This window comes from Nonomuraea sp. NPDC003201, assembly GCF_053590415.1.
The window spans coordinates 1-2,308 of record NZ_JBSFTC010000665.1 but is presented as its reverse complement, the minus strand read 5'-3'; the positions used below and the strand labels follow the sequence as shown (position 1 = coordinate 2,308).

The 2,308-nt window shown below is 75.9% G+C and carries 1 protein-coding gene; it reads right to left on the bottom strand.

Annotated elements, in window-relative coordinates; genetic code table 11:
- The coding region (locus ACWDX9_RS62505; protein WP_449973317.1) for an ATP-binding protein at positions 1 to 2,308 on the bottom strand (2,308 nt) is incomplete at both ends.

Below are 2,308 nucleotides of genomic sequence, written 5' to 3'. Positions count from 1 at the left end.
CCCCCAGCTCCATCGCGATGTCGAGCGACGGCCCGGCACCCGGCCGGTCGCCGTCGAGCAGCGCGGCCATCGCGCGATAGCAGGCGGCCCAGGCCCGCACCTCGGGAGGGCAGGACAAATCCTCGACCGCCGTCAGCTCCCGCCGCGCCTCCTCCAGGTCACCGCTCCGGAGCAGCACCTCGACCTGCGACAGCCGGACGTACTCGACGCCCTCCCTCTGCCGCAACCGCTCCACGCAGTCCCAGCACGCGTCCATGTACGACCGGGCGCGGTCATGCTCGCCCGACCGCGCGTACGAGAGCGCGATCTTGGCCAGGATGGCGGCCTGGTCCTCCATGACACCCAGCTCACCGGCCAGGCGCAGCGCCCGCGACCTGGCCTCGATCCCGGCAGCGAGATCGCCCGCGCGGTCGTGGTGCTCGGCCAGCACGCGCAGCGCGGAGGACAGCCCCCACCGCTCGCCGAGGGCCTCCATCTCCCGTCGCGTCTCGTCGACGAGGGCGAACGCCCCGCCGACGTCCCCCTTGCTCTCGGCCGCCATGGACAGCGTCATCCGCGCGAACGCCCGTTCCCATCCGGTCAGGCCCGGCATCGACCGTTCGGCGGCCCGGGCGGCCGCCACCAGGTCTCCCAGCACCATCGGCGCGCAGAGCAGCAGCACGCCGACGGGCCCGCCCAGCCGGTCGCCGAGGTCCAGCGCCTCCTGGACCGTCTCCTGTGCCGCCGCCGGATCGCCGAGCTGCTGGTGGACGAGCCCCTGGAGCGCCAGCCGTACGGGCCGCAGCTCCTCCGGCACCTCGCCCGGCAGGTCGAGCACGCCACGCATCCAGTGCACGCTCTCGATCCGCATGCCCTGCAGGAACCAGAACCACCACATGGCCGCCGGCAGCCGCACGCCCAGCTCGGCGTCCCCCGCGTCGGCCGCGAACCGCAGCGCGGCCACGACGTTGTCGTGCTCGGCCCGCAGCCTGTCCAGCCACTGGAGCTGGCCGGCGCCGCGCAGCCCGGGGTCGGCCGCCCCGGCGAGCCGCAGGAAGTGGCGCGCGTGCCCGTCCCGCACGGCCCGGTCCTGCCCGGACTCCGCCAGCCGGGCCATCCCGTACGACCTGACCGTCTCCTGCATGCGGTAGCGCTCGCCGGACAGCTCGACCAGCGACTTGTCCACCAGCGCCGTGAGCGCGTCGAGCGGGTCGAGCCCGCTGACCGCCTCCAGCGCCTCCAGCGTGGCCCCGCCGGGGAAGACCGCCAGCACCATGGCCAGCTCCCGCTCCTCGCCGGACAGCGGGTCCCAGCTCCAGTCGACCACCGCCTGCAGGGTGCGGTGCCGGGGCAGGGCCGTCCGGCTGCCGCTGCTGAGCAGGCGGAAGCGGTCGTCGAGCTTGGCCGCGATCTGCTCCACGCTCAGCGCGCGCGTCCTGGCGGCGGCCAGCTCGATGGCCAGCGGCATGCCGTCGAGCCGCCGGCAGATCTCGACCACCGCCCGGGTGGTGGCCTCGTCGAGGGTGAAGCCGGGGCGGACCGCCACGGCCCGTTCGGCGAAGAGGCGGACCGCGGAGTAGCCGCGGGCGTCCTCGGTCGAGCCGGCGGGCCACTCCAGGGGCGGGATGGGGTAGAGGCTTTCGCCCGCGACGGCCAGCGGCTCCCGGCTGGTGGCCAGGACGCGCAGGTCGGGGCAGGCGCCCAGCAGCCGGTCCACCAGCTCGGCGACGGCCGACACGACATGCTCGCAGTTGTCGAGCACGAGCAGCGCCCCCTGCTGGGCGAAGACCTCCTCCAGCCGCTCGGCGGCGCCACCCTCCCCGGCCTCGAACCGGGCTCCGTCCCGGCCGCCGATCGCCGTGAGCACCGCGTTGGCGACGTCGTGGGGGTCGGTGACGGGCGCCAGCTCGGCCAGCCAGACGCCGTCCGGCGCCAGGTCGGCAGAGCGCTCGGCGACCTCGGCGGCGAGCCGGGTCTTGCCCGCACCCCCGGGGCCGACGACGGTGACGAGCCGGCCGGCCTCCAGCGCCTTGGCGAGCTGGGCCAGCTCCTGCTCGCGGCCGACGAAGCTGGTCACCTGGGCGCGCAGGTTCGTCCGGCGGGTGCGGCGGCGGTCCTGGCGCTGCGGGTCGTGCCGGAGGATCGACAGGTGCAGCTCGGCCAGCTCGGCGGACGGGTCGACGCCCAGCTCCTCCGACAGCGTCCCCCGGGTCCGCTCGTAGGCGTCGAGCGCGTCGGCCTGCCGGCCGGCCGCGTACAGGGCCCGCATGAGCAGGCCCTGCAGGCGCTCGCGCAGCGGGTGCGCGGCCGCCAGCGGGCCCAGCTCCGC